Source organism: Prolixibacter sp. DSM 2831 (assembly GCF_056493735.1).
Map to the genome: position 1 here is coordinate 897,879 of NZ_CM151379.1, position 20,038 is coordinate 917,916.

General features: G+C 46.2%; 17 protein-coding genes and 1 tRNA gene. 12 read left to right on the forward strand and 6 right to left on the reverse strand.

Annotation, left to right across the window (positions count from 1 at the left end):
- Window positions 1-24 precede the first annotated feature (24 nt).
- Both AC060N_RS03480 and AC060N_RS03485 read right to left on the reverse strand, forming a co-directional pair.
- Window positions 25-876, reverse strand: a complete 852-nt coding sequence (locus AC060N_RS03480; RefSeq protein ID WP_479525904.1) for an SDR family oxidoreductase — start codon at window positions 874-876, stop codon at window positions 25-27.
- A gap of 39 nt (window positions 877-915) precedes the next feature.
- Window positions 916-1,974, reverse strand: a complete 1,059-nt coding sequence (locus AC060N_RS03485; protein WP_308788911.1) for a LacI family DNA-binding transcriptional regulator — start codon at window positions 1,972-1,974, stop codon at window positions 916-918.
- A gap of 211 nt (window positions 1,975-2,185) precedes the next feature.
- Between AC060N_RS03485 and AC060N_RS03490 the strand changes: the two genes are divergently transcribed.
- From AC060N_RS03490 to AC060N_RS03520, 7 genes are read left to right on the forward strand one after another with little or no spacing between them, the layout of a single operon-like run.
- A complete protein-coding gene (locus tag AC060N_RS03490) occupies window positions 2,186-3,433 on the forward strand; it encodes a tagaturonate epimerase family protein (protein WP_479525905.1) in 1,248 nt (415 codons plus the stop codon).
- A gap of 12 nt (window positions 3,434-3,445) precedes the next feature.
- Window positions 3,446-4,846, forward strand: a complete 1,401-nt coding sequence (gene uxaC, locus AC060N_RS03495; RefSeq protein ID WP_479525906.1) for a glucuronate isomerase — start codon at window positions 3,446-3,448, stop codon at window positions 4,844-4,846.
- Window positions 4,847-4,902: 56 nt separating this feature from the next.
- Window positions 4,903-5,940, forward strand: a complete 1,038-nt coding sequence (locus AC060N_RS03500) for a PfkB family carbohydrate kinase (protein ID WP_479525907.1) — start codon at window positions 4,903-4,905, stop codon at window positions 5,938-5,940.
- A gap of 33 nt (window positions 5,941-5,973) precedes the next feature.
- Window positions 5,974-6,645: a bifunctional 4-hydroxy-2-oxoglutarate aldolase/2-dehydro-3-deoxy-phosphogluconate aldolase gene (locus AC060N_RS03505; protein ID WP_153637735.1), complete on the forward strand. Its 672-nt coding sequence runs from the start codon at window positions 5,974-5,976 to the stop codon at window positions 6,643-6,645.
- 35 nt (window positions 6,646-6,680) lie between these two features.
- Window positions 6,681-7,700, forward strand: a complete 1,020-nt coding sequence (locus AC060N_RS03510) for a TRAP transporter substrate-binding protein (protein ID WP_479525908.1) — start codon at window positions 6,681-6,683, stop codon at window positions 7,698-7,700.
- Window positions 7,701-7,742: 42 nt separating this feature from the next.
- Complete coding sequence (locus AC060N_RS03515; protein WP_479525909.1) at window positions 7,743-8,228, forward strand: TRAP transporter small permease; 486 nt, start codon at window positions 7,743-7,745, stop codon at window positions 8,226-8,228.
- A gap of 3 nt (window positions 8,229-8,231) precedes the next feature.
- Window positions 8,232-9,530 (forward strand): TRAP transporter large permease, encoded by a 1,299-nt coding sequence (locus tag AC060N_RS03520; protein ID WP_479525910.1) that lies wholly within the window; start codon window positions 8,232-8,234, stop codon window positions 9,528-9,530.
- 89 nt (window positions 9,531-9,619) lie between these two features.
- Here AC060N_RS03520 and galU read toward each other — a convergent pair whose 3' ends face one another.
- The 3 genes from galU to AC060N_RS03535 form a co-directional block, all read right to left on the reverse strand.
- A complete protein-coding gene (galU, locus tag AC060N_RS03525) occupies window positions 9,620-10,486 on the reverse strand; it encodes a UTP--glucose-1-phosphate uridylyltransferase GalU (protein ID WP_479525911.1) in 867 nt (288 codons plus the stop codon).
- A gap of 88 nt (window positions 10,487-10,574) precedes the next feature.
- On the reverse strand, window positions 10,575-12,491 hold the full coding sequence (locus tag AC060N_RS03530; RefSeq protein WP_479525912.1) for an AMP-dependent synthetase/ligase: 1,917 nt from the start codon (window positions 12,489-12,491) through the stop codon (window positions 10,575-10,577).
- A gap of 165 nt (window positions 12,492-12,656) precedes the next feature.
- Window positions 12,657-13,706: an aldose epimerase family protein gene (locus tag AC060N_RS03535; RefSeq protein WP_479525913.1), complete on the reverse strand. Its 1,050-nt coding sequence runs from the start codon at window positions 13,704-13,706 to the stop codon at window positions 12,657-12,659.
- 114 nt (window positions 13,707-13,820) lie between these two features.
- On the opposite strand from AC060N_RS03535, the gene AC060N_RS03540 reads away from it, so the two are divergent.
- From AC060N_RS03540 to AC060N_RS03560, 5 genes are all read left to right on the forward strand, one after another.
- The gene (locus tag AC060N_RS03540) at window positions 13,821-14,837 is read left to right on the forward strand and encodes a GntR family transcriptional regulator (RefSeq protein ID WP_479525914.1); all 1,017 of its coding nucleotides are present in this window, start codon (window positions 13,821-13,823) and stop codon (window positions 14,835-14,837) included.
- A gap of 107 nt (window positions 14,838-14,944) precedes the next feature.
- Window positions 14,945-16,105: a galactokinase gene (locus AC060N_RS03545; RefSeq protein WP_479525915.1), complete on the forward strand. Its 1,161-nt coding sequence runs from the start codon at window positions 14,945-14,947 to the stop codon at window positions 16,103-16,105.
- Between the two features lie 17 nt (window positions 16,106-16,122).
- Entirely contained in the window at window positions 16,123-17,169 is a 1,047-nt protein-coding gene (locus AC060N_RS03550) for a UDP-glucose--hexose-1-phosphate uridylyltransferase (RefSeq protein ID WP_479525916.1), read from the forward strand.
- Window positions 17,170-17,201: 32 nt separating this feature from the next.
- Complete coding sequence (locus AC060N_RS03555) at window positions 17,202-18,824, forward strand: sodium/sugar symporter (RefSeq protein WP_479525917.1); 1,623 nt, start codon at window positions 17,202-17,204, stop codon at window positions 18,822-18,824.
- Window positions 18,825-18,914: 90 nt separating this feature from the next.
- On the forward strand, window positions 18,915-19,850 hold the full coding sequence (locus AC060N_RS03560; protein WP_479525918.1) for a metallophosphoesterase: 936 nt from the start codon (window positions 18,915-18,917) through the stop codon (window positions 19,848-19,850).
- 103 nt (window positions 19,851-19,953) lie between these two features.
- Here AC060N_RS03560 and AC060N_RS03565 read toward each other — a convergent pair.
- Window positions 19,954-20,027, reverse strand: a tRNA-Asp gene (locus AC060N_RS03565).
- Between the last annotated feature and the right edge of the window lie 11 nt (window positions 20,028-20,038).

Consider the following 20,038-nt stretch of genomic DNA (forward strand, 5'->3'; position numbering starts at 1 on the left):
TTCCTGAATAGTGGGCAATTCTTTTTAAACTCCGCTGTAGGCGTTGAAACCTCCGTCAACCGGGATGACAACGCCTGTAACAAATGACGAGAGGTTAGAAAGAAGGAGTAGCACGGTTCCCTGCAAGTCTTCCGGTTCACCGAATTTCCCCATCGGAGTATTGTCTACGATTTTCTGTCCTCGCCTGGAGTAATTGCCGGTTTTTTCGTCCAACACCAGGAAGCGGTTTTGCTCAGTGATAAAAAAGCCTGGAGCGACAGCGTTTACGCGTATACCGACTTTGGCCATGTGCACCGCCAGCCATTCAGTGAAATTATTAATCGAAGCTTTAGCTGCAGAATAGGCCGGTATCTTCGTTAATGGATGGTAGGCATTCATGGAAGAAACGTTCAGCACCACACCTGTTTTCTTCTCCAGCATGTCGCGGGTGAAAACCATGGTCGGTAACACCGTTCCTTTGAAATTGAGGTCGAAAACATTGTCGAATCCTTCCATTTCCAATCCGTAGAAAGTCGACTGAAGGTCGTCCAAATCAGACTCCTGCATTTGTTCTACGCCGGTCGTTGCTTTCGGCGAGTTTCCTCCTGCATTGTTGACGAGAATATCGATCGGGCCGAGTTGCTCTTTAATCGATTGATGAGCTTGTTCCAACTGGGCTTTGTCCAGCACGTCGCCTTTGATCCAGATGACTGTTCCTCCGGTTTCCCGGGAAATCTCTTCAGCAACCTGTTTCCCTTTTTCTTCACCACGTGAAACAATTGCAACTTTTGCCCCGACGGTTGCCAGGGCTGATACAATAGCTTTTCCAATAACTCCGGCTCCACCGGTTACAACACATACTTTCCCGTTAAGGTCGTCGAACGTAAAGTCTTTCATGGATCTAATGTCTTGTAGATTCAGTTTTTCTGTTTCAGATTATTTGGCACTGTAGTAATCCAGATTTTCCCGGGTGATAATATCGATGGATGTGAAGTGTTCTTTTTCCACCGGCTGTTTCCTGAGAACGTGATCGAACAACGCATTTAGCGCGTTGTAGCCCTGTTCCTCCGGATTCTGACAGATGAGAAAATCGATGGCATCTTTCTTCAGCATTTTCACGTTGGGCGGAATGAGGTCGTAGCCTAAAATTCGCGGATGAAGCCCCAGTTTTGAAAAATACTCAGCCACAATGTGAACCCGTGAATTGGTTACATAAACGCAGTCGATTTTTTCCGGAGCCAATCCTTTGGCAGCTATCTGCTGTTTCAGTTCGGCTTCACTTTCCTGAATTTCCATCTTAATGACTTTCTGCTGAATGGATTTCTCTTTGAAATAGTCAAAGAATCCTTGTTCGCGCTGATGGAGGTGGTTTTGATTATCCAGTTCACGACCGATATGAATCAACAGAAAAACGCGTTCTTCCGGCAGACCGTAATTTAATAGTTTAGCCGCCAGGTATCCGCTCTGGAAAGAGTTCTGCCCGATGTAACTCACGGGATGCGTCTCTTTCAGATTGGAATCGATATAAACATAAGGAATGTCTAATGCATCCAATGTTGAAGTGAATAATTTTGCCTCCCGGCTGATCCACGGAGCCAGTAAAACCCCGGCCGGCGGATTCTCCAGAATATCAACCGTCTTTTCATTGAATGAAGCGGAACCATCGGTATCAAACAGGTAAAGATCCAATTTTACACCAAATTGGGCCAGCTCTTCTGCTGCCCGGTCAATTCCGGAGAGCGGACGGGTCCAATAGGATTCTTTGGTTGGCGCTTTGGGGAGCAGCACAGCGAATGAGGTTTCTTTTTTGGAAGCTAATGAACTGGCCAAAAAATTGGGGCGGTAGTCCAGATCATTAATGATGGACAGTATTTTTTCTTTGGTCGCGGCCGAAACTTCACCACGGTTGTGTAACACCCGGTCAACTGTACCGATCGATACACCTGCTTTTTCCGCGATGTCTTTTATACGGATTATTTTTCGTTCCTGTTTGATAAGGCAAAATTTTTAAGGTTCAATGTTCAGTTCAACAAACAAATCTATGAAAAAAAAGATTTGTCGTGTACGATAACGGCAAAAAACTATTTTAAAACATAAAAGAGCGATCTATTGGGTTTTTAAGTTTTGTGTTCAGGAAAAAGTTACTACTTTCGTGAACGAACACGGAAAACGTGTGTGAGTAAATTCTGTTGAAAATAAGCTGATTATGAAACTTGGAAAATATAGCTTTGGTATCGGTGATCGGTTCGCCAGAGAAGGTGAGGCACAGCTTCGGGCCATCATGAAAGCTCAAAAAGCAGGCATCGATATCAGTCCGGTTTGGAACAAGTCCAACCGCGAACATACCATCGTTAATTCGAAACCGGAAGATACCCGGAACGAAGCTGATGCAGCTGTGGCAGCTTTGGGGTATCAGGGAGCCTATTTTGTCGATGCCGACCATATTGGCTTGGGAAACGTTGAGGGATTTCTTGAATCGTCCAACTTTTTCACACTGGATGTGGCTGCTTTTATTGGCAAGGCCTCTTCCGCTGATGATGTGGATGATTTTCTGGATGCCTGCGAAAAGTATAAAGGTGAATGGCAAATTCCCGGCATTGATTCTCCGTTCAAAGTGGACGAAGAGTTTTTGAGGGAAATGGCCGATCGTTTCCTTGCAGCCATCGCTGAAGCAGGAAATATTTACCGGTTCATCAAGGCACGGAAAAAGGATCACGACTTCATTACCGAAGTTTCGATGGATGAGGTGGAAGCTCCGCAGACACCTATCGAGATGTTCTTCATCCTGAAAATGATTGCTGAGGAGGGTATGCCTGTGCAAACGATTGCCCCGAAGTTCACCGGGCGTTTTAATAAAGGTGTCGATTATGTCGGCGATGTGAAGCAGTTTGCCCGCGAATTCGAAGAGGATATCCTGGTGATCGATTTTGCTGTGAAAGAGTTTGGTCTTCCGGAAATGTTGAAATTGAGCGTGCATTCTGGATCGGATAAGTTTTCCATTTATCCGGTGATGGCCGAAATTATTCGTAAACATGATAAAGGCCTTCACGTAAAAACGGCTGGTACTACCTGGCTCGAGGAGGTGATTGGTCTGGCGCTGGCTGGCGGTGAAGCACTGGAACTGGCCAAGAATATTTATAAAAAGGCGCTGGAGCGGAAAGACGAACTGTGTGCGCCGTATGCCGATGTAATTGATATTGACGATCAACTGCTGCCATCGGTTTCCGATGTTGATAGCTGGACGAGCGAGCAGTATGCGAATGCGTTACGTCATATTCCCGGTCATCCGGAATACAATCCCGGTTTCCGTCAGTTAATTCATGTTGGGTACAAGATTGCCGCTGAATATGGCGAAACGTATACTTCGCTGATTGAAAGGAATAAAGAGCTGGTTGGAAGTTGTGTGGAGGAAAACCTGTTTGACCGCCACCTGAAGAGACTGTTTAATTTGTAAAAGGATAGATAGATGAAACCTTTTTTGGGAGAAGATTTTTTGTTGGAAACCGATACGGCGCGTCAATTATACCACGAACATGCGGCTAAAATGCCCATCTTCGACTATCACTGTCACATCTCTCCGAAAGAAATTGCCGAGAACAAATCATTCCGTAACCTGACGGAGATTTGGCTTTACGGCGATCACTACAAATGGAGAGCGATGCGCACCAATGGCGTGGACGAACGCTATTGTACCGGTGATGCCACGGATGAGGAAAAGTTCATGAAGTGGGCGGAAACCGTGCCCTATACATTGCGAAACCCGTTGTATCACTGGACTCATCTGGAACTGAAAAAGCCTTTTGGAATCAATAAAATTCTGAATGAAAAAACGGCGAAGGAAATTTGGGAAGAGGCGAATGAAAAACTGAATACCCCCGACTTCTCCTGTCACGGTATTATCAGGAAAGCCAATGTGCATACCATTTGTACAACGGACGATCCGGTTGATTCGCTGGAATATCACCGGCAAATTAAAGAAGATGGTTTCGAAGTGAATGTGTTGCCGGCATGGCGCCCCGATAAGGCTATGGCTATCGAAAATACGGAAGCTTTTAATGCTTACATCAATCAACTTTCGGCTGTTGCCGGAATGCATATTTCAACCTTCGACCAACTGATGGAAGCGCTGGATAAGCGGCATGCTTTCTTCCATGAAAATGGCTGTCGTTTGTCTGATCATGGACTGGAAACGCTCTACGCTGAACCGTATACTAATGCAGAAATTGCTGCGATTTTCGGCAAAGTGCGTGGAGGTGGAAAAGTCAATCAGGAAGAGTTGCTGAAGTTCCGATCGGCCATGTTATATGAGTTCTCCGTAATGGACCACAAACGTGGTTGGACGCAGCAGTATCATCTGGGAGCAATGCGAAATAATAATCGTCGGTTGTTTGAGAAGTTGGGACCAGATACCGGCTTCGATTCCATTGGCGATTATTCGCAGGCTACTGCTATGTCGCGTTTCTTCGACCGTCTCGATTATGAAGAAAAACTGACACAGACGATTCTGTATAACCTGAACCCGCGCGATAACGAGGTGATAGCTACCATGCTCGGAAACTTTCAGGACGGTTCCGTACCCGGAAAATTCCAGTTTGGTTCGGGCTGGTGGTTCCTTGACCAAAAAGACGGCATGACCAAACAAATGAATGCCCTGTCGAATCTCGGATTGCTAAGCCGTTTCGTTGGTATGCTAACCGATTCCAGAAGCTTTTTGTCGTATAGCCGTCACGAATATTTCCGTCGCATTTTGTGCAACCTGCTGGGGAATGACGTCGAAAACGGTGAAATGCCGGCTGACATGGAACTGCTGGGACAGATGGTTGAGAACATCAGTTTCAACAACGCGGAGAATTATTTCCGCTTTTAGAAAGAAGAAACAAACCAAAGAATATTAACCAATACAAGAAAAAAAGTTGCTTAACGATGGATAAAAAAGTGGTCACTTTTGGTGAGATCATGTTGAGATTGGCTACTCCCGGATATCAGCGGTTTAGTCAGGCGAAGGAGTTTACGGCCACCTTTGGAGGGGGCGAGGCAAACGTAGCTGTTTCGCTGGCAAACTACGGTGTACCGGTTGATTTTGTCAGCCGGTTGCCAAAGAATGATATCGGGAAATCGTGCCTGATGGATTTGCAGAAATATGGTGTCGGTGTCGATAAGATGATTTGGGGCGGAGAGCGTCTGGGAATTTACTTCCTGGAAACAGGTGCCGTCAGCCGTGCGTCGAAGGTGGTTTATGACCGGGCACATTCGGCCATTTCCGAAATTCAACCGGGAATGATCGACTGGAAGGAAGTACTGAAAGATGCGCAATGGTTTCACTGGACCGGAATTACACCGGCTATTTCGCAGGGAGCTGCCGATGTGTTGGCCGAAGGAATTGCGAAAGCCAACGAAATGGGTGTAACCGTTTCGTGCGATTTGAACTACCGGAAAAATCTCTGGAAATACCGAAAAACAGCTGGAGAAGTGATGCCGGACTTAGTGGCAGGTACCGATGTTGTTCTCGGAAATGAAGAGGATGCCGAAATGGTTTTGGGTATCAAACCAGAAGGAGTAGACGTAACCGGAGGCCATGTTTCCGGGGCTGCTTACGAATCGGTATCCAAGCAAATCATGGCACAATTCCCGCGCGTGAAGAAAGTGATTACAACGCTTCGGGGCTCTGTCAGTGCTAACCACAATAGTTGGTCGGGCGTACTGTGGAACGGAAAAGAGCTTTTTGAAGCGCCTACCTATCAGATTACGCACATTGTCGACCGTGTTGGCGGCGGTGATTCGTTCATGGGCGGATTGATTTATGGTCTGCTGACGTGGCCGGAAGACGAGCAAAAAGCATTGAACTTCGCAGTAGCTGCTTCTTGCCTGAAGCATACGATTTATGGCGATTACAACCAGGTGACCGTCGAGGAAGTGATGAAGCTGATGTCGGGTGATGCTTCAGGTCGTGTATCCCGGTAGGAATTCGAAATACAAGGAAACTAAAAAATAGAAATGGCTAGATTTTCAAGGATTGAAGTGGCACTGAAGATGAAGGAAACTGGAATTATTCCGGTTTTCTTCCATTCGGATGCAGGCGTGTGTAAACATGTATTGAAGGCTTGTTATGATGGTGGCGTACGGGTTTTTGAATTTACCAACCGCGGTGATTTTGCACACGAAGTATTTGCAGAACTGAATCACTGGGCTGCTGCCGAGATGCCCGATATGATGCTGGGAGTAGGCTCGGTTGTGGATGCCGGTACGGCTTCGTTATACATCCAACTGGGAGCTAACTTTATTGTTTCTCCGATTCTGAACCCGGATATGGCGAAGGTTTGTAACCGCCGGAAAATTCTTTGGTCGCCGGGTTGCGGTTCGTTAACCGAAATTAATCAGGCCGAAGAGTACGGAGCTGAAATCTGTAAGATCTTCCCGGGTGCACAGGTGGGTGGCCCCTCGTTTGTGAAGGCGATAAAAGGCCCGTGCCCGTGGACAAGCCTGATGCCGACAGGCGGAGTCGAGCCAACGGAAGAAAGCCTGAAAGCCTGGTTTGGTGCCGGTGTCACTTGCGTGGGAATGGGATCGCAACTGATAACAAAAGAAATTATTCATAAAGGAAATTATTCGGATTTAACGAATAAGGTAAAGCAGGTATTTGAAATACTGGAAGAAATCAGAGGGTGAGGAACCAGCTTTTTTCTTTTTGAAAACCAAAAAACATGATAAAATCCAAACCGATAATATCCTTTCTGCTGCTGATGGGATTTTTCATTTTTTCGTCCTGCCAGCAACATCAGAAAGTGACGGTACTGAAACTGGGCCACAGCCTGGCGCCGACGAATTCGGTGCATAAAGCCATGGTGTACATGGGCAAGCGGCTGGAGAAGTTATCCGGTGGTACCATGAAACTCGAAATTTATCCTTCCAGTCAGCTGGGCGGTGAGAGTCAATGCCTGGAGTTGCTCCAAATCGGTTCGCTGGCGATGACAAAAGTTTCGGCTGCTGCACTCGAAGGTTTCGCTCCGGAATTTCAGGTACTCAGTCTTCCTTATATTTTTAAAGATAAAGCACACGCCTTCAAAGTGCTTGACGGACCCATCGGACAGGGAATGTTGAAGCAGGCCCAGAAATTCTGGTTGCGCGGACTTTGCTACTACGATGCCGGAAGCCGCTCCTTCTACACAAAAGACACTCCAATTAATTCTCCCGATGATTTGAAAGGGTTAAAAATCAGGGTAATGAAGAGTAAAACAGCTGTAGAGATGGTGAAATTGCTAGGCGGTTCTCCCACCCCGATTTCATTTGGAGAGTTGTATACAGCGTTGCAAGGTGGAGTGGTCGATGGTGCGGAAAATAATCCGCCGAGCTTCTACCTTTCTCATCATTACGAAGTTTGTAAATACTACTCGTTGGATGAGCATACCATGGTTCCCGATGTGTTGCTCATCAGTACCATTGTGTGGAACAAATTGACCCCGCAGCAGCAGAAATGGCTTCAGGAAGCAGCTAACGAATCGGTTCCCGTTCAGCGCAAGCTATGGGCGGAATCGGAAAAAGAGAGCCTGGCAGCCGTGAAGAAAGCCGGAGTGAAAATTATCCATCCTGATAAGCAGCCTTTCAGAGATAAGGTAAAAGGAATGTATGAGCAGTATAAAAACGATTCGACCTTGTATTCGCTGATCAAACGAATTCAGGCGGTTGATACGCTGAATCTTTCAGGAGACAAGGGTGGAAATTGATTTTTCCGGGCAACCGATAATTCATGACTAAACGTGTTTTAAATGAAACTCCGAAACATTGTAGATAAAATATTGGAGCGGGCAGTGGTCATTCTGATGGGTGCGCTGGTCCTCGATGTCCTCTGGCAGGTAGCTAGCCGCTATATCTTCCAGGACCCAAGCTCTTTTACTGATGAGTTGGCCGGATTCCTCCTGATTTGGGTAGGATTGCTGGGAGCTGCCTGGGCAGCAGGAATGAAGCAGCACCTCGCTATCGATTTGCTATCGCAGAAATTGTCACCTGAGCGTCGGAAATACCTCGATATTCTGGTCAATATTTTAGTGATGTTGTTCGCTCTTGCGGTGATGGTCGTTGGTGGAATATGGCTGGTATATACCCGGTTCTACCTGGGACAGATATCTGCCGCCATGCAGATTCCTCTCGGCTATGTATACCTTGTTGTTCCGCTAAGCGGCTTTCTCATCATGTATTATAGTATCGACGAGATTGCCCGGTTGACTAAAAATCCAAACGCTGAAAAGATTTGATTCATGGAAACATTAGGAATATTTGTTCTGGTTATTTCGTTCATCATTTTTCTGGCCATTGGTGTGCCCATTGCCTTCAGCATTGGATTGGCAGCCTTGCTTACGCTTCTTTTAAGTGTAGGAATGTTGCCGGCGTTTACTACGCTGGCTCAGCAGATGGCTACCGGACTTGATAGTTTTGCGCTACTTGCCATACCCTTTTTCATATTAGCTGGGCAACTCATGAACCGCGGTGGAATCGCCATCCGGTTGATCTCGTTTGCAAAAGTATTGGTTGGGCGGCTTCCCGGCGGACTGGCTTTTGTGAATGTACTTGCCAACATGCTTTTTGGTGCGATTTCCGGCTCTGCAGCTGCTTCGGCTTCGGCTATTGGTAGTATCATGGGACCTGAAATGGAGAAATCGGGTTATAACCGAAATTTTAGTGCGGCCATTAACATTACCAGTGCAACGACCGGGCTGAGCATCCCGCCGAGTAACATTTTGATTGTTTATTCGCTGGCGTCGGGAGGGGCCTCTATTGCGGCGCTTTTCCTTGCGGGATATATCCCCGGAATTCTTACCGGCCTATCGCTGATGATTGTTGGTGCTGTTTTCGCTGTTCGAAAAAAATATCCGCTTTGCGAGAAATATACATTTCGCCAGAGTGTGAAAATATTTATCCAGGCTATTCCCAGTTTATTGCTGCTATTAGTAGTGATTGGCGGAATTATCGCCGGAATTTTTACCGCAACGGAAGCTTCGGCTGTAGCTGTTTTGTACTGTTTCATTCTGGCGATGGCTTACAAAGAAATAAAGCTGAGCGATTTGCCCGGAATTCTTCTGAAGTCCGTAGGAACGACAGCCATTGTGCTTTTGCTGGTGGCGACATCCATGGGACTTTCGTGGGTAATGTCGTATCAGAATATCCCTCAGGGAGTGAGTGATGCATTGTTGAGCGTATCCGGCAATCCTGTTGTTGTTTTGCTGATCATCAACTTCATTCTGCTGTTCGTGGGTGTGTTCATGGATATGACGCCGGCAGTGCTGATTTTCACACCGATTTTCCTTCCGGTAGTTACCTCGCAGTTGGGAATGGACCCGATTCATTTTGGTATCATCATGGTGATGAACCTTTCGGTAGGACTCTGTACGCCGCCTGTGGGCTCGGTTCTGTTTATCGGCTGTAGTGTGGCGAACACGAAAATACAACATGTGATCAAACCACTGTTACCTATGTTCGTGGTGATGATCGTCACGTTATTGCTTGTTACTTATGTTCCGGAACTGAGCTTGTGGTTACCTCACGTTTTTGGATACTAGCAAACAGATGATAGATTGATTCATAGAAGTAGTGAGAGGAGTTCAGCAATGGGCTTCTCTTTTTTCTTTTCAGGAAGATGAATGTTTTTTCAGAGTTTTTGGGCCAGTTCTTTTAACCAGTTTTTCAGGCTTTCACCGATATCTTCCTGTTCCATGCCGAACAAGATATTGGTTTTTATAAATTCCAGTTTATCGCCAATGTCGAACAGTTTTCCTTTCAGTTTTACACCGTATATTTTTTCGTTCTGCAGAAGGGCCTGCATTGCATCAGTGATTTGAATCTCGTTGTTTTTCCCGGGAGGCGTTTTTTCCAGGTAACTGAAAATTTCCGGTGTGAAGACGTAACGGCTGGCAATAGACAGATTCGACGGAGCTTCGTGGATAGTTGGCTTTTCAACCAGTTTTTTGGCTTGAAGAATGTTGTCGTGCAAAAGAGTGCCGTCGAAAATGCCATAGCGGTTCACCATGTCTTTAGGGACTTCTTCGAGCCCAACCACCGAGCTGTTGTATTTTTCAGCTACTTCAATAAGTTGTCGGGTAACCGGAATTTCACTTCTGAAAATGGTATCGCCCAACAATACGGCAAACGGTTCGTTGCCAACATGATCACGTGCATGTAGGATAGCATCGCCTAAGCCATTCATCTCTTTTTGCCAAACAAAATGAATGTTCGCCATATCGGTAATGCGGCGAATGGTATCCAGTTCCCTGAACTTTCTCTTTTCTTTCAGCAGGTATTCCAGCTCAAAAGAGCGATCGAAATATTCTTCCACAGCTCGTTTTCCGCGACCGATAATCATCAGGATATCGGTGATTCCGGAGGCAACGGCTTCTTCCACCACATATTGAATGACCGGCGTGTCGACTATCGGAATCATTTCTTTGGGCTGCGCTTTGGTGATTGGGAGAAAGCGGGTTCCAAATCCGGCGGCGGGTATAACGGCTTTTCGTATCATGATTCTAATCGCTGTTTCCGGTTCATTTTACAAAAAATATCCGGAATAGTTCAGATTGTCACTGATATATTCCGGATAAGGTATTCCTTTAGAGTGTTCCGTTCCATTTCGCAACAGCCGCCATATTCATCGGATTGACGATGTTACGGGCTTCGGCTGTATAGAGAAACTCCAGTTCTTTCGCGAAGTATTCGGTAATTTTTCCACGAACCATTTTCATGGTGCTATTCATCAGGTGGTTTTGTTCGGTAAAGGCTTCGGGAAGTACGACAATGGTAGTTGGCAGCCATCGTTCTGGGAACATGCCCTCGTATTTTCCGCCTTTGCGGTAAGCATCGACTTCCTGTTTGAGAATTTCCAGCGATTTTTGATTGCCTTCTTCGGTTCCCGGGTCGGTTCCCAGTTTTTGCAATTTCCGGTTAATAGCGCCAATGTTAGGCACCAGCATTCCGGAAGTATACGGATTCTGGTTGTTGTAGAGCATGGCTTGATCAATGAATTCGGATTGATCAACCAGTGCTTCTTCAATGCCCTCCGGGCTGAACTTTTCGCCATCGTTTCCAATCAACAGGCTCTTGAAGCGTCCAAGAACGTACAAGAATCCGTCGGGGCCCATGTAGCCCATATCGCCTGTGTGCAGCCAGCCATCTTTCAATGTTTCGGCAGTCGCTTTCGGGTTTTTCCAGTAACCGACCATCACGTTGTCGCCTTTGATGACGATTTCACCCTTTTCGCCAGCTGGTAAATCTTTTCCGTCTTCGTCGCAAATTCTTATGTCAAGGTCTTTTACCAAGCGTCCCGATGAACCGAATTTGATGGCGTGGAGTGCGTTGGAAGAAATGACGGGCGATGCTTCGGAAAGTCCGTAACCCTGGCAAACCGGTACGCCAATGGCTGCGAAAAAGCGCTGCAACTCGATGTCGAGCAGGGCGCCTCCGCCCACGAAGAATTTGAGTTCGCCACCAAACGCTTCCCTGATTTTGGAGAACAGAATTTTATCGTAGAAAGCAACGGCAGGTTTCATCAATGCACGCCAACCTTTGCCCTTGTTCCAGCCATTGCCGTTATAAGCGTAGCCAACTTTTAGTCCTTGTTTGAAAAGTCTCTCCGCGGTTTTTCCTTTAGCCTGAATATTTTTCTCGATGTTTTTACGGAAATTCTTCGAAAGAGCCGGTACGCTCATCAAAATGTTTGGCTTCAGCTCTTTAATGTTGTTAGGAACATTGCGCAATGTTTCCATGGGCGAACGACCTATTTGTACGGAACCAATACTGGCACCATTTACCATGAAGCTGTATAAGCAGGCAGTATGGGCAAATGAGTGATCCCAAGGTAGAATTGCCAGTGTCCGGAAGCTTTCGTCTATTTCCATCAATGAGTTGGACTGGGCCACGTTGGCCGCGTAATTCAGGTGCGAAAGCATGATTCCCTTCGGGTCGGCTGTGGTTCCTGATGTATAGGAAATATTGGCTAGGTCATCGGGTTGGATACCTTGCCAGATGGTATCGAACGTAGCTTTCTTTTCGGGATCTGCCAGGAAGTTCTTTCCTTGCTCAACCAGGTCCGAAAAATTGAGGTCGTTCGTTCCCGGATTTTCCTTTCCGTCAATATAAATCACTTTTTTGAGCTCAGGTAATTCCTTGCGGATACTTTCAATCTTTTCAGCCTGTTGTCCGGATACGATGAGCATTTTTGCCCCGGAGTGTTCCAACCTGAATTTAAGTTCGTACGGTTCCAGTTTTACCGACAGGGGAACATTGATAGCCTCGCAGTATAAAATCCCCAATTCGCTAATTAACCACGCGTTGCGGCCTTCGGATAGTAACCCAACACGGTCACCCTTTTCCAGTCCGGCCGACAATAAACCAGCGCCAAACTGATGAACCTGTTCGTGAATTTCACGATAAGTGGATGGCTCGTATTGGTCTTTTGTTTTTTCCCAAAGAAGAGGATTGTCAGGAAATTTAGCGACGCTTTGTTCAAAAAGCTCAATAAGTGTCTTCATAGATGTCTCTTTTTCCGTCGGCGAATACCGTAGTTTAGGATTTTTGTTAAGCAAGATTCAAAACTATGGAAATTTCCGTTAATCAGAAAAATGTTTTAAAGCCTGAAAAAGGCATAAAAATACCCGAACAGAATCTATTCAGGTATTTATTGATGAGTGTGTTATCTATTTTAATCCGAAGCGGTAAACGGTTTTTGAGTGGAACTGCTCTCCGGGTTGCAATCTCGTCGAAGGAAAATCGGGGTGATTGGGAGAGTCGGGATAGTGCTGCGTTTCGAGCGCGACACCGGCGTAACGCCCCAATTGTTTGCCGTTACTCCCTGTCATTTCCGGAATGTAGTACCCCGTGTACAACTGAATTCCCGGCTCGGTGGTCAGAACTTCAATTGTTCGGCCTGATGAATCTTCTGAAAGGACCGCTGCCTTTTTCAACTTGTCTATATCATCACCCAAAACAAAATTCAAATCGTATCCGTCTTTCAGTTCGTTGATTTTCGCTCCCAATTCATGCTCTTCGGTAAAGTCGAATGGTGTTCCTGCTACTTCGTTAATTTTCCCGGTAGGAATAAGCGTTGCATCAGTTTCGGTATACCGGTCCGCGTAAAGTTTCAGATTGTGCTGCAGAATGTTTTCCCTGTTTCCCGTTAGGTTGAAGTAGGTGTGGTTGGTGAGGTTCACGACCGTTGTGTGGTCGGTTTCAGCTTTGTACTCGATGCTGAGCTCGTTTTTGTGGTTGAGCGTATAGGTAACGGTCACATCCAGGTTGCCCGGATAACCTTCTTCCATGTGGATGCTTCGGTATTTCAATTCAACGCCGATGAGGTCCGGTTTTTCGATTTTGTGGGGAGCCCACACTACTTTGTCGAAGCCGGTCAATCCGCCATGCAGGTGATTCGGGCCGTTGTTGACCGCTAGTTTGTACTCCTGCCCGTCAAGGGTGAATTTTCCGTTGGCGATGCGGTTGGCGTAACGGCCGGCGATGCAACCAAAATACGGACATCCGGCCAGGTATTCCTTGCTGACGTAATCTTCCAACTCCGAAAAGCCCAGCGCTATGTTATCGGTTTTGCCGGTTTTGTCGGGCGTTTCAATTGAGGTAATAATGCCACCGTAATTGGTGATTTTAACGATGACGCCATTATCATTCCTTAACTTGTATAGAAAGACTTTTTCTCCTTTGGCTGTTGTTCCAAATACTTCTCTTTTTAATTCCATAGATATTCCGGATTTTTTGAAATTCTATATAAAAATAAACATACCAGTAGGGACTGGTAGTATTTTTGCTGATTTTTTTCAACTTTGTAATTTATAAATTTATCAGTTTACTCCATGAATCAAGTGAAATTGAACTACATATTTCAGATTGACGAAACGGCTGGAATTCCCAAATACAGACAAATCATCAGTTCGGTTTACAAAGCGATTGAGCAAGGGAACCTGAAAAAAGGCGACAAGATTCCATCACTGAATGAGATTTGTCAGTCATTCGACTTATCGCGTGATACCGTGATGGTGGCATTGAATGAGTTGAAAGCGAGGGGAGTGGTTTCTTCCGTGCCCGGAAAAGGGTACTACATCGATAGCACTGTGCTTGATTATGAGAAACGGATATTTGTTCTGTTCGATGAGTTGAATGTCTTTAAGGAAGATTTGTACAACGCGTTTACCGGCCAGTTGGATAACAAGACCAGTGTCGATATTTATTTTCATCACTTCAATTTCAATTTGTTTGAAAAGTTGGTTACCGAAGCCGTTGGAAAATACAGCGCCTATGTAATTATGCCTGCTACTTTCGACAATACCAGCCAGGTGATCCGTCATCTCCCGAACGATAAGGTTTATATTCTCGACCGTGAAAAAGCCGATTTAGAAGACTATCCGGTCATTTTCCAGGATTTTGAGCAGGATGTTATCGATGCGCTGACTGACGGAAGAGACTTGCTGGAGAAGTACGACAAGCTGGTGATGCATTTCCCGGGAGGAAAAGAGCCGGAAGGACGAGTCGAGGGCTTCAAACGTTTCTGTGAAGAAAATGGGATTGAGCACGAGGTCATTTACTCGCTCAGCAGCCGGAAAGTGAAAAAAGGTGAAGCTTACTTCGTCATGTCGGACCGGAACCTGGTAAGAATGGTGAAAAAAGCTGCAGAGGAAAATCTAACGCTGGGTAAAGATTTAGGACTGGTTTCATTTAACGATACGGTTTTGAAAGAAGTCGTAGCCGGAGGAATTACTACCATCTCCACTGATTTTAAACTGATGGGAGAAACGTTGGCTGAACTCGTTGAACGAAAGACATCAGGAAAATTACGCAATCCGTCGGCTCTCATTCGGCGGAATTCTTTGTAAAATATTTCAGAAGGGAATCTCAGGTGAAAACATTTTGCCAATTGAGGAATATTGGATATTTTTACCAACCAGTACCTACCAGTATGAATTAAAGAAATCGAACTCGAATGAATATTGAAGAATTAAAGCAGCAGTTTGTCAATAAATACGGTGAAGGTGAAGTATCTGTGTATTTCTCGCCGGGGCGTGTCAATCTGATTGGAGAGCATACCGATTACAACGGCGGATTTGTGTTTCCCTGTGCACTTACGTTTGGTACTTATTGCCTTATCAGGAAAAACGACAAAAAAAGTTTCCACTTTGCTTCACTGAACGTGGAGAATGAAGCCGATATCACTTTTGATCAATTAACTGAACCAGTTGGAAACGAGTGGTTCAATTATCCGTTGGGCGTGATTGCCCAGTTTGTGAAAAAGGGAAAAACTCCTGATATCGGAGCTGACCTTCTTTTTTGGGGAAATGTGCCTAATGGTGCCGGACTTTCGTCGTCTGCGGCCCTGGAAATGGTAACCGGAGTGGCGATTAATGATATATACGGATACGCTGAGGAGCGGGTTGAGCTGGTGAAAATGGGACAGATGGCCGAGCACGAGTTTGCCGGTGTTCATTGTGGAATTATGGATCAGTTTGCTTCCGGAATGGCTCATAAAGATCATGCTCTTTTTCTGAATTGCGATACGCTGGACTACGAGCAGGTTCCGGTTAAACTGGATGGAGTAAAGATTGTCATCGGCAACACCAATAGCCCGCACAAGCTCGATTCAGGTATGTACAACCAGCGCGTGGCAGAATGCAAGGCTGCCGTAGAAGCGATTCAACCTTTCAAATCCATTAAACAACTCGGAGAATTGTCCTGGGAAGATTTTCTCGGACTTCAGGATAAAATCGAAGACAAAACGGTTCGTAAACGTGCCCGCCACGTAGTTTCCGAAATCAAGCGTACCCGCGATGCAGTGGATGCACTTAAAGCCGGAGAGCTGGAAAAGTTCGGACAGTTGATGAACGGCTCGCATGATTCACTCCGGGATGACTATGAAGTAACCGGAAATGAGTTGGATACTATGGTGGAAGAAGCCCGGAAAATTGATGGTGTGATTGGTTCCCGTATGACTGGCGGCGGATTTGGTGGCAGCACCGTTTCGCTGGTGAAAGATGAAGCAGTTGATATGTTCATCGAACAGGTGGGCCGGAATTATGAAGCTCGCACCGGGCTGAAGCCGGAATTCTACGTAGCCGAAGTTGGAGAGGGAAGTCACAAGGTTTGCTAATCGTAAAAGACCAAATTATGTCTGATTTTAATTTGACCGATCACCCGCACCGGCGATATAATGCGCTGACCGGTGAGTGGGTTTTGGTTTCACCGCATCGAGCGAAAAGGCCATGGCAGGGACAGGTTGAGAAGATTCAGGAAGAGACCCGCCCGCCATATGATCCAACCTGTTATTTGTGTGCGGGTAACGAGCGTGCCGGCGGTGAAAAAAATCCGGATTATCAATCCACTTATGTATTCCGAAACGATTTCAGTGCACTGCTGGAAGATACGTCGGAAGGACTCGTGGAAGAGGGAGAACTCTTCCGGGCCGAAAGTGAGCGTGGAGTCTGCAAAGTAATCTGTTTCAGTCCGCGGCACGATTTGACGATTCCCGAGATGGAGGTAGAAGAAATTGCCAAAGTGGTCGATGTTTGGCAAAATGAATATAAAGAACTGGGGGCAAAGGATTTTGTCAACTATGTGCAGATTTTTGAGAACAAGGGAAGTGTGATGGGATGTTCCAATCCGCATCCGCATGGACAAATCTGGTCGTCAAGTTCCATTCCGAATGAACCCGCTAAAGAACAGATGGCGCAGCTTCAGTATTACAATAATCACCGGAGAACACTGCTGGGCGATTACCTGAAAAGTGAACTGGAGAAGAAAGAGCGCATTCTGGTTGAGAATGAACATTTCGTTGCGTTGGTACCCTATTGGGCCGTGTGGCCGTTCGAAAGTATGATTATCAGCAGACGGGCTATTCAACATCTGGGACAGTTTACCGGTGAAGAGAAACTGGCTCTGGCCGATATATACAAACGCTTGACGGTGATGTACGATAACCTGTTTGAGGTTTCGTTTCCTTATTCGGCCGGTATTCATCAAAGTCCAACCGATGATGAACCGCATCCGGAATGGCATTTCCATATGCATTTTTACCCGCCGTTGTTACGTTCTGCTACCGTGAAGAAGTTTATGGTAGGCTATGAGATGCTGGCTACTCCGCAGCGCGATATCACGGCAGAAACGAGTGCAGAGCGTTTACGGTCGCTTTCAACCGTTCACTATAAACAGAGATAAGAAATCATAAATCGATACTAAATCCAATTCATATGTTTACATTTTGGGATTATATGGCTTTCATACTCTATGCTGTCGTTATTTTAGGTGTAGGGTTGTGGGTTTCGAGAGAAAAGAAAGGCCATAAAAAGAATGCTGAGGACTACTTCCTGGCGAGTAAAGGATTACCCTGGTGGGCCATTGGTGCATCGGTGATTGCGGCCAATATTTCGGCTGAGCAATTCATCGGTATGTCCGGTTCCGGTTTTGCCATCGGGCTGGGAATTGCCTCCTACGAGTGGATGGGCGCCGCTACGCTGATCATCGTCGGTAAATACTTCCTGCCTATCTTCCTCGACAAGGGAATTTACACCATGCCGCAGTTCCTCGAAGTTCGTTACGACGGACGCGTGCGACTGGCGTTGGCCATTTTCTGGTTGCTGGTGTATGTGTTCGTTAACCTTACTTCCGTGATGTATCTTGGAGCGTTGGCTTTGGAAACCATTATGGGAGTGCCGTTGATTTACGGTATTATTGCGTTGGCGCTCTTTGCTGCTCTTTATTCAATATATGGTGGATTGAAAGCCGTTGCCTGGACCGATGTGATCCAGGTCGTTTTTCTGGTTGCTGGTGGTTTAATTACTACCTGGCTGGCGCTGGATGCTGTGGCTGATAAATTTGGCGTGAATGGACCGCTCAATGGCTTTGTTGAATTGATGAAGCAGGCGCCTGAGAAATTCAATATGATTATTCACAAGGGCGAATTGTTGGTTCCCAACGGAACGAACGGTGGTACGCGTGATGCATTTCAGGACCTTCCCGGAATATCGGTATTGGTCGGTGGATTATGGGTGGCTAACCTGGCTTACTTCGGTTTTAACCAATACATCATTCAGCGTGGTTTGGCAGCCAAGAGTGTCGATGAAGCTCAGAAAGGAATGATCTTCGCTGGTTTCCTGAAGATTTTAACACCACTTATCGTGGTTCTTCCGGGTATTGCCGCTTTTGTGCTCACACGTAATACTGATGTAGTTATCGATCCTTCCGATAAAGCGTATCCGTGGTTGTTACATACGTTTATTCCCACCGGGGTGAAGGGATTGACCTTCGCTGCACTGGCAGCTGCGATTGTTTCGAGTCTGGCTTCGATGCTGAATTCTACTTCAACAATTTTCACGATGGATATTTACAAAAAACATATCCGGCCCGAAGCTTCGCAAACGCACCTGGTAACCATTGGTCGTCTGACTTCGTTCACGGCGCTGGTGATTGCCGTTTTCGTCGCACGTCCGCTGTTGGGTGGGCTCGACCAGGCGTTTCAGTTTATTCAGGATTTTACCGGAATGATCACGCCTGGCGTGTTGGCCATTTTCGGACTGGGAATGTTCTGGAAGAAAGCGCATGCCAACGGTGCTTTGGTTACCGCCATTCTGACCATCCCGTTGGGATTTGCATTCAAAGCTTTAATGCCGAATCTGCCATTTATGAACCGGATGGGAATCGTCTTCCTGATTTTGGCTGGTATTCTGATTCTGGTGAGTTTGCTTGAATCAAAAGCTGACGATCCGAATGGCTTGATCATGAAGAAAGATTATTTCAGAACATCCAAAGGATTTAATATCGGGGCAATCATTATTAGTCTCATTCTGATAGTCTTCTACACCGTTTGGTGGTAGTAAATCAAATGACAGAATAAATGTGAGCAGCCTCGTATTTCGGGGCTGCTTTTTTATTTCTGATACCAATAATTTTTAAATTTACTGCCCATGAAGGAAACAACTCCATTCTACGATATTATTGGTGATGTACACGGCCACGCCGAGTTGCTGAAGAAATTGCTCAAAAAGCTCAATTACGAGCTGAAAGACGGAGTTTGGCAGCACAAGAAACGTATGGCTGTTTTTGTGGGTGACTTCATTAACCGGGGGCCTCAAATTAGGGAAACCCTGGAAATTGTGAGGGGAATGGTGGAAGCCGGAACCGCGTATGCTATTCTGGGAAACCATGAGTACGCTGCCATTTTATATCACATCAAAGATTCGGGAGGAACCTACCTCGGCAGACACATTTCAGGTAACCGGAACCAAATCAGCAAGACCTTGAGCCAGTTTAAAAACGAAAAAGAGCTTTGGAAAGATTATCTCCGGTGGTTACGAACGCTGCCGCTTTTTCTCGATTTGGGTGAAATACGAGTGGCTCACGCCTATTGGAACGATGCAGAGATCGATTATCTGAAGGAAATCCTTCCTGCTGATAAACTGAAGAAGCGTTTTCTTCGCGAAATACATGAGAACGGACATCCTGCTTCTGAAGTGGTATATCACCTGTTAAAAGGGCTGGAATACCGCACACCGGCCGATTTGATTGTGAAAGACACCAGGGGAATGACGCGGAGAACCTTCCGGATGAACTGGTGGGAATCACCTTCCGGGAAAACATTCCGAAGCCTTTCGTTCGGAAACAAGTTTGTGTTGCCCGATTATTCGGTTCCGCAGGAAATCGTTCCGCGATTCGAACCTTATTCTGAGGACCAACCACCTGTATTTTTCGGGCACTACTGCCTTTCCGGATGTTGCGCTATTCCGCAGTCGAACTTATGCTGCGTGGATAGTTGCGTGGCAACGACCGGAAAATTGATGGCCTATCGCTGGAAAGGGGAGAAGACATTAACCGAGGAACATCTGATTTCCGTAAAGGATTGATGCTTCGCGTAAGCTGCTTTCCGTTATTCCCCTCAAAAGATTTTTGATTTTATATATCGACCTGTTAAAACACAAAAGCCCCGGAATAACTCCGAGGCTTTCGCGGTCTGGACGGGACTCGAACCCGCGACCCCATGCGTGACAGGCATGTATTCTAACCAACTGAACTACCAGACCAAAATGGTTCT

Coding starts and splice junctions, on each gene's coding strand:
- AC060N_RS03550 (WP_479525916.1), top strand. CDS start 16,123: ATGTCTGATTTTAATTTGACCGATCACCCGCACCGGCGATATAATGCG.
- AC060N_RS03480 (WP_479525904.1), bottom strand. CDS start 876: ATGAAAGACTTTACGTTCGACGACCTTAACGGGAAAGTATGTGTTGTA.
- AC060N_RS03515 (WP_479525909.1), top strand. CDS start 7,743: ATGAAACTCCGAAACATTGTAGATAAAATATTGGAGCGGGCAGTGGTC.
- AC060N_RS03530 (WP_479525912.1), bottom strand. CDS start 12,491: ATGAAGACACTTATTGAGCTTTTTGAACAAAGCGTCGCTAAATTTCCT.
- AC060N_RS03500 (WP_479525907.1), top strand. CDS start 4,903: ATGGATAAAAAAGTGGTCACTTTTGGTGAGATCATGTTGAGATTGGCT.
- AC060N_RS03490 (WP_479525905.1), top strand. CDS start 2,186: ATGAAACTTGGAAAATATAGCTTTGGTATCGGTGATCGGTTCGCCAGA.
- AC060N_RS03505 (WP_153637735.1), top strand. CDS start 5,974: ATGGCTAGATTTTCAAGGATTGAAGTGGCACTGAAGATGAAGGAAACT.
- galU (WP_479525911.1), bottom strand. CDS start 10,486: ATGATACGAAAAGCCGTTATACCCGCCGCCGGATTTGGAACCCGCTTT.
- AC060N_RS03510 (WP_479525908.1), top strand. CDS start 6,681: ATGATAAAATCCAAACCGATAATATCCTTTCTGCTGCTGATGGGATTT.
- AC060N_RS03540 (WP_479525914.1), top strand. CDS start 13,821: ATGAATCAAGTGAAATTGAACTACATATTTCAGATTGACGAAACGGCT.
- AC060N_RS03535 (WP_479525913.1), bottom strand. CDS start 13,706: ATGGAATTAAAAAGAGAAGTATTTGGAACAACAGCCAAAGGAGAAAAA.
- AC060N_RS03520 (WP_479525910.1), top strand. CDS start 8,232: ATGGAAACATTAGGAATATTTGTTCTGGTTATTTCGTTCATCATTTTT.
- AC060N_RS03545 (WP_479525915.1), top strand. CDS start 14,945: ATGAATATTGAAGAATTAAAGCAGCAGTTTGTCAATAAATACGGTGAA.
- AC060N_RS03560 (WP_479525918.1), top strand. CDS start 18,915: ATGAAGGAAACAACTCCATTCTACGATATTATTGGTGATGTACACGGC.
- uxaC (WP_479525906.1), top strand. CDS start 3,446: ATGAAACCTTTTTTGGGAGAAGATTTTTTGTTGGAAACCGATACGGCG.
- AC060N_RS03555 (WP_479525917.1), top strand. CDS start 17,202: ATGTTTACATTTTGGGATTATATGGCTTTCATACTCTATGCTGTCGTT.